This window comes from Rhizobium sp. YAF28 (genome assembly GCF_052113285.1).
Taxonomy (GTDB): Bacteria; Pseudomonadota; Alphaproteobacteria; order Rhizobiales; family Rhizobiaceae; genus Rhizobium.
This window is the reverse complement of the sequence record NZ_JBFRCX010000019.1, coordinates 102060-108536: the sequence shown is the minus strand read 5'-3', so window position 1 is coordinate 108536 and position 6477 is coordinate 102060. Positions and strand designations below refer to the sequence as shown.

At 60.4% G+C, this 6477-nt stretch carries 6 protein-coding genes; 1 reads left to right on the top strand and 5 read right to left on the bottom strand.

What is annotated here, in order from left to right:
* The 5 genes from AB4Z13_RS30695 to AB4Z13_RS30675 form a co-directional block, all read right to left on the bottom strand.
* Nucleotides 1–446: ATP-binding cassette domain-containing protein (locus tag AB4Z13_RS30695; RefSeq protein WP_442207624.1), on the bottom strand; the 446-nt coding region annotated here is incomplete at its 3' end.
* Complete coding sequence (locus AB4Z13_RS30690; RefSeq protein ID WP_113320697.1) at nucleotides 443–1351, bottom strand: ABC transporter permease; 909 nt, start codon at nucleotides 1349–1351, stop codon at nucleotides 443–445. The genes AB4Z13_RS30690 and AB4Z13_RS30695, both read right to left, overlap by 4 nt.
* The gene (locus tag AB4Z13_RS30685) at nucleotides 1351–2286 is read right to left on the bottom strand and encodes an ABC transporter permease (protein ID WP_113320703.1); all 936 of its coding nucleotides are present in this window, start codon (nucleotides 2284–2286) and stop codon (nucleotides 1351–1353) included. The genes AB4Z13_RS30690 and AB4Z13_RS30685 overlap by 1 nt, the downstream gene beginning before the upstream one ends.
* 33 nt (nucleotides 2287–2319) lie before the next feature.
* Nucleotides 2320–3918: an ABC transporter substrate-binding protein gene (locus AB4Z13_RS30680; protein WP_442207623.1), complete on the bottom strand. Its 1599-nt coding sequence runs from the start codon at nucleotides 3916–3918 to the stop codon at nucleotides 2320–2322.
* Between the two features lie 27 nt (nucleotides 3919–3945).
* The gene (locus AB4Z13_RS30675) at nucleotides 3946–5052 is read right to left on the bottom strand and encodes a mandelate racemase/muconate lactonizing enzyme family protein (protein WP_442207622.1); all 1107 of its coding nucleotides are present in this window, start codon (nucleotides 5050–5052) and stop codon (nucleotides 3946–3948) included.
* Nucleotides 5053–5395: 343 nt separating this feature from the next.
* Here AB4Z13_RS30675 and AB4Z13_RS30670 point away from each other — a divergent pair, with 343 nt between their 5' ends.
* Complete coding sequence (locus AB4Z13_RS30670) at nucleotides 5396–6463, top strand: LacI family DNA-binding transcriptional regulator (protein WP_113320694.1); 1068 nt, start codon at nucleotides 5396–5398, stop codon at nucleotides 6461–6463.
* The last annotated feature ends 14 nt before the right edge of the window (nucleotides 6464–6477 follow it).

Here is a 6477-nt window from a genome sequence, read left to right as displayed (position 1 = left end):
TTGGGGATGCCGACAAGCTTCAGGAGTTCGATGATGCGGGCGCGGCGCTCTCCGCGGCTCATCTTCTCATGCAGCTTGATCGCCTCGCCGATCTGGTCGCCGATCGTCATGACCGGGTTCAGCGAGCTCATCGGCTCCTGAAAGATCATTGCGATGTCGCGGCCGCGGATCTCGGGCAGCTTCGTCTTCGGCAGATCAAGAAGGTTGACGCCTTCAAGCTCGATGCGCCCTTGCGCGATGCGGCCAGGCGGATTGGGGATCAGCCGCATAATCGCCAGCGACGTGATCGACTTGCCGGAACCGGATTCGCCGACGATGCCGACCGAACCGCCGGCCTCGATCTCGAACGAGACGCCGTTCACAACCCGGATCGGAGAATCCTTCGGGCCGAATTCGACGGTGAGGCCGTCAACCTTGAGCAATGGTGTCTGTGGTTTAGACGTCATTGGCTCGTCTCCGGGTCCAGCATGTCGCGCACGGCATCGCCGATCAGGTTGAAGGAGAGCACTACGCAGGTGATGGCAAAGCCGGCGGCAATGATCGGCCAGGGCGAGCCGAAGAGGTTGTTGAGGCCATCGCGGATGATGTTGCCCCAGCTCGGATTGGGAGCACGAGTGCCGATGCCGAGGAAGCTCAACGAGGCTTCGAGACGGATGGCGGAGGCGACCCAGAGCGTCATTAGCACGACGATAGGCGCCGCGATATTCGGGATGATATGGCGGAAGATGATGACGGGCGTACGCACGCCCACGGCGATCGCTGCTTCCACATAGGGCTCCTGCTTGACGGACAGTGTCGAGGCGCGGGCCACACGGGCAAAACCCGGAATGAAGGCAACGGTGATGACGGCAATGATATTCCAGAAGGCGCCGCCGAGCACGGCTGCGATGATGATTGCGAGCAGCAGTTCCGGGAAGGCGAGCAGCAGGTCGATGAAGCGGCTGATGACGCGATCGATCAGCCCGCCGAAATAACCGGCGGTCACGCCAAGCGCGGTGCCGACTAGCGCCGCAAGCACAGGCGAAATCAGGCCAAACAGCAGCGAGTTGCGCGACCCGTGGATCATGCGCGAGAGAACGTCGCGCCCGAACTGGTCGGTGCCGAGCCAATGAGCGGCCGATGGCATCTTGTTGATCGAGAGGATGCTTTGGGCCAGCGGATCATAGGGCGCAAGCAGCGGTGCAAAGACCGCAATCACGAAGAAGACGAGCGCGATTGCCAACGCGAAAAGCGTCGAGGGCCGCCGGAGCAGCGTTCGGGACAGAAGCGACAGGAGGCCGGGCGCAGGCGCCAGCGAAGGCTGCTCAAAGGCCTGCAAGGGGGATCCCGGCGTTTGCGTGATGATGCTCATTATTTCACCCGGATTCTTGGATCGATGACGATGTAGAGAAGATCCATCACCAGATTGATGAGAAGGACGAGGAGCGCAAAGACAACGACGCCACCCTGGATGATGCCGTAGTCACGCTCGTTGATCGCTTGGATGAGCAGACGTCCGAGGCCCGGCCTGTTGAAGACCAGCTCGACGGCGACCGACCCTGACAGCGTGGCAAGCAGGCTGAGCCCCATGCCGGTCGAAAGCGGCAGCAACGCATTGCGCAGACCGTGGCGATAGATGACACGCGGTTCACGGGCACCTTTGGCACGGGCGGTGCGGACATAATCCTTACCGAGCGTTTCCAGAAGTGCGGTCCGCGACAGCCGGCCGATGAAGGCGGCTTTGACGAGTGCAAGCGTCAGCGCCGGTAGCACGATATGGTACATGCGATCCGCGAAACCATCGCCGCCGCCATTGATCGGGAACCAGCCGAGGTTCAGCGCAAATCCGATCAGGAGCAGCGCGCCGAGATAGAAGTCCGGAATGGCATAGCCAAGCAGCGAAAAGAGACGCATGCCGGAATCCGGCAGCCGGTCGCGATGGGTCGCAGCTAGCACGCCGAAAGGCACACCGGCACCGACGCCGATGATCATCGCCGCGACCGTCAGCTCGATCGTGTAAGGCAGATTGGCGACGATCAGGCGCAGCACCGGCTCGCCATTCATGTACGACTGGCCGAAATCGAGGCTAAGCACGCCGATCAGGAAGTTGATGTACTGCTGCCACAGCGGCACATCGAGCCCCATCTTGTGGCGGAAGGCGGCGAGCTGCTCCGGGAGAGCCATGTCTCCCAGAGCCGCAATCGCCGGATCACCCGGCAGGATCCGCATCGCGATAAACACGAGCGTGAGCACCAGCCAGATTGTCGGAATGGCATCCGCCAGCCGGAGGAGAAAATATCTAGCCATGTTCATTCACTCGCATTCATCGCGACCTGGAGATCAGGCCTTCTTGGTCGCGTGGTGGAAGCGCCAGCGCGCATAGCCGCTCTGCACCTTGTAGCCGAGGTCGAGGCGTGCATTGCGGGCAACCGTGAAGGAGAGCGTCGACATACCGATCAACGGCAGGTCGCGCAGGACCTGAAGTTCGATCTGCTTGCAGTAATCGACATAGGCCTTGTAGTCGGTCGCCTGCAGTGCCTTGGCGAGCAGGTCGTCGATACCAGGCATGACCACGCCGTAATGGCTGTAGTTGATACCACCAGATCCATCCGGCTTGACTTCCGCCTTGGTCGACAGCTGCTGGATGTAGAGCTGCGTCGGGATCGGCGGATAGCTGGACGAATGCAGGGCCAGCGTATTCTTGTCGTGCTGATTGTCAGCATGATAGGCGGTGTGATCGCCGATATGCAGGTTCATGCGCATGCCGACGGAACGCAGCTGCTCCTGCACGATCAGCATGATGGAGGCATAGTCCTCGCGCTGGCTGACATTGCTGTCGAAGTCGAAACCATCGGGGAAACCGGCTTCGGCAAGCAGCGCCTTGGCCTTGTCCGGATCGTAATTGTACTGAAGCTCCGGCGGCAGGTCTTCGGTCTTGAAGCCGCCGGGGAAGACGTCGGGCTGCAGGCCGGCCGTAAAGCCGCCCATCGGCTTCAACGCATTGCCGACCGCATGGCGGTCGACGGCGTACATGATCGCCTGGCGCACCTTGATATTGTCGAACGGCTTGCGCTTCAGGTTGATATGCAGCGTGTTGAACGAACCCGGCGACGTCATGTCGAACTGCAGCGTCGGGTCGCGCTGCAGCATGGAATCGACCCAGCCCGGCGCACGGACGGCCTCGATCATGTCGACGTCGCCAGAGAGCAGCGCGAGCGTGCGGGCCGTCGTATCGGCGATATAGACGGATTCGACCTTGGCGATTTTCGCCTTTTCACCCCAATAGGTTTCATGGCGCTTCAGCGCTGTGCCCCACTGATTGTCGAAGCGGGTAAGTTCGTAGGGGCCGGTGCCGACGGCATCCGTCTTGAACTTGTCCGCGCCGATCTGGTCATAGGCCTTCTTGGAGACAATCGAAGTGTTGTTGAGGAAGATTGTCGTGCCGAGCAGGTTCACGTCTGAATTCTTCAGCGTGATGACGACCTCATAACGGCCGTTCGCGACGACATCGGCGACATTCGACAGGATCGGCTTGTTCGTGCCGTCGGCCATGGCGCGCTTGAACGAGAAGACGACGTCTTCCGCCGTCATTTCACCAAAACCCTTGTGGAACTGCACGCCCTGACGGAGTTTGAAGGTCCAGGTCTTGGCATCTGACAAAGCGGACCACTCGGTGGCGAGCGTTGGCCGATACTGGTCCGGCGTCGTGGCGAAGGTGCCGTCATCGGGGCGCACGAGCTGTTCGTACATCTGCTCGGTCGCCCAGTTGTCGCCCCCCTGCGTCGTATAGTTCGGATCGCTGCTGCGGGGACCGCTGGCGGCAATGCCGATGCGGATGGTGTCGGGATCGCTTGCTGCACGCGCAATGGCGGATCCAAGCATGCTCATCGCAGCCGTGGCCGCGGTCAGTTCCAGAAACTGGCGTCTTCTCAGGTTCATGTCATTTCCTCCCACTTGTCAGAATATTCAGCTTCGCCGGTTGTCGAGCTCGGCATCTTCAACGATCAGGCCGAGGCCCGGACCGGACGGAACCTTGAACTTGCCGTCTTCCGGGATCGGCGGATTGGCAAAGCCGACATGCATGCGAGTCGACGGATCGGAGAATTCGGCGGGCTTGGTATTGTGCATCAGCGTCGCAAGCACATGCAGGTTCGCCACATGGGCGATGGTCGGCTGGGTCTGATGCGGAACGAGCTCGACGCCATGCGCAAAGCAGATCGCGGCACACTGCATGAGGCCGGTAATGCCGCCCATCTTGATGATATCGGGCTGCACCATGCGCACGCCTGCATTGATCATGTCGACGACAGCCTGGGTGGTATAGGACTGTTCGGCAGCCGAAACCGTGATGTCGAGACGCTGGGCAACCTCGCCCATGGCGCGCACGTTATAGTGCTGGACCGGTTCCTCGAACCAGACATAGCCGAGCTCTTCGAGCGCGCGGCCGACCCGGATGGCGCCGCCGACGGAATATTGGTTGTTGGCATCGAAGGCGAGCGGGAAATCGTCGCCCACCAGCTTGCGCACGGCCTTTGCCTTGGCGATGTCACCTGGAATATCATAGTCCTGACGCGTGCGGTCGCCGTCCCAGCGGATCTTTATGGCAGCCGGCTTTTCGGCCTTCCAGCGATGCTCGACCACGCGAACGGTTTCATCGACAGTGCGGCCGGCATTGTTGCCAACCGAGGAATAGAAGGGCAGTTCCGTACGCCAGGCGCCGCCGAGCAGCTTGTAGACTGGCTGGTTGAAGTGCTTGCCCTTGATGTCCCAGAGGGCAATATCGAGGGCGGCAAGCGCGCCGGTGACGGCGCCTTCCGGGCCGAGCTTTACATATTTATGCAGCAGCCGATCGTAGAGGACCGACTGGTCGAGCGCATCCGCACCGACGAGCGAGGCTGCGAAATCTCTGACGACGCCGAGCGAGTGCTCGCCGCCCATCATCGGCGAGGCTTCGCCGTGGCCGACGATGCCATCTTGGGTCGTCACGCGCACGAGAGCCGTGCGGCGACCCGGCGGCTCATTGGGCTCCCATTTCACCTGAAAAGCTTCGACGGACTTGATGATCGTACCCACTGGCATTCCCTCGGAGAACGGACGTTTTCAGCGCCGGTGTTGTTGTTGAGGAAAGCATCTTCCAATTTGCATCCGTATGCAACAAGGCGATTGAATTGAAATTGGAACAGGTTTTATGCCGGAATCTGCAAAAATGCTCACTGCTGGATATCGAGCATACAAAAATCGGATACTTCCTTATTTCGTCGGCTCTTGGATGCGGCAGCGCACTCGGGCGCCTGGATTCGAGAGTTGGAAGAACTATCAATGGACGACTTAGCGACTGCGTATAAGCAGCAGTTGAAATTGTTGCATCCGAATGCAAAAAGTGTAGGAAAGGTAGTGGCAACCGGGGAAATGGATCATGCGCAAACAGGGATCGCCGTCCTTGCAGGGAGAACCGTCCGGCGAAGCGTTCAGCCGAAAGCCGATTACGGCCCGCGAACTTGCGCGCATGCTTGGCGTCAGCCAGTCGGCTGTATCGCGTGCCTTTACACCAGGCGCAAGCATCGCAGCCGATCTGCGCGAGCGGATCCTGAAATATGCGGCAGAAGTCGACTATCAACCGAATGCGATCGCCAGCATGCTCTCGAAGAGCCGCACGAACATTATCGGCATCGTCGTCTCCGACATGCAGAATCCCTTCTATCCGGGCCTGATCGAAAAACTCTCGCGCTCGCTGCAACGCATCGGCCTGCAGAGCCTTCTCTTTAACATCACCAAGGGATCGAACCTCGAAGAGCAGCTTTCGGCACTGCGCCGATACAACGTGGACGCTGTCATCGTCATTTCTGCGACGATCTTGTCAGGCTCGACGCTGAGCTGGGCAACGGAAGGCAGGCCGGCCATCCTGATCAACCGCGTCATCGAAGACACGAACCTCAGCTGTGTCGCCTGCAACAATGTCGAGGGTGCCCGCGCCATCGCCGATCATTTCCATCGGCAGGGCGCCCGAAGGGTCGCTTATGTCGCCGGTCTCAGCCACACGACCACTAACCGCGAACGCCAGAGCGGCTTCGTCACGCGGATTGCGGAACTTGGCATGACGCTGAGCGTCCAGATCGAGGGCCAGGAATACAGCTACCATGCCGGCCGCAAGGCCGCGCTTGAAATTGCCGCCGGGAAAAGCACCGATGCGATCTTCTTTGCCAACGACATTCTGGCGATCGGCGGCATCGATGCCCTCAAGGAGGAGGCAGGCTGCCGCGTGCCCGACGATATCCTCGTTGCGGGCTTCGACGACATCCCGATGGCAGGCTGGCCACACTACAACCTCACCACTTTCCGCCAGCCGGTCGATGAAATCGTGCGCGTCGTCGTCGAAATGATCGAGGGAGATACATCGGCATTGCTGCGGGCAGCCACGACCATCCGCCTTTCGGGAGAACTCATCGAACGGCGCTCGACCGGCGCGGAACCTGACGCAGAGTAGCCTCCACTATCAGC

Coding starts and splice junctions, on each gene's coding strand:
- AB4Z13_RS30690 (WP_113320697.1), bottom strand. CDS start 1,351: ATGAGCATCATCACGCAAACGCCGGGATCCCCCTTGCAGGCCTTTGAG.
- AB4Z13_RS30685 (WP_113320703.1), bottom strand. CDS start 2,286: ATGGCTAGATATTTTCTCCTCCGGCTGGCGGATGCCATTCCGACAATC.
- AB4Z13_RS30680 (WP_442207623.1), bottom strand. CDS start 3,918: ATGAACCTGAGAAGACGCCAGTTTCTGGAACTGACCGCGGCCACGGCT.
- AB4Z13_RS30670 (WP_113320694.1), top strand. CDS start 5,396: ATGCGCAAACAGGGATCGCCGTCCTTGCAGGGAGAACCGTCCGGCGAA.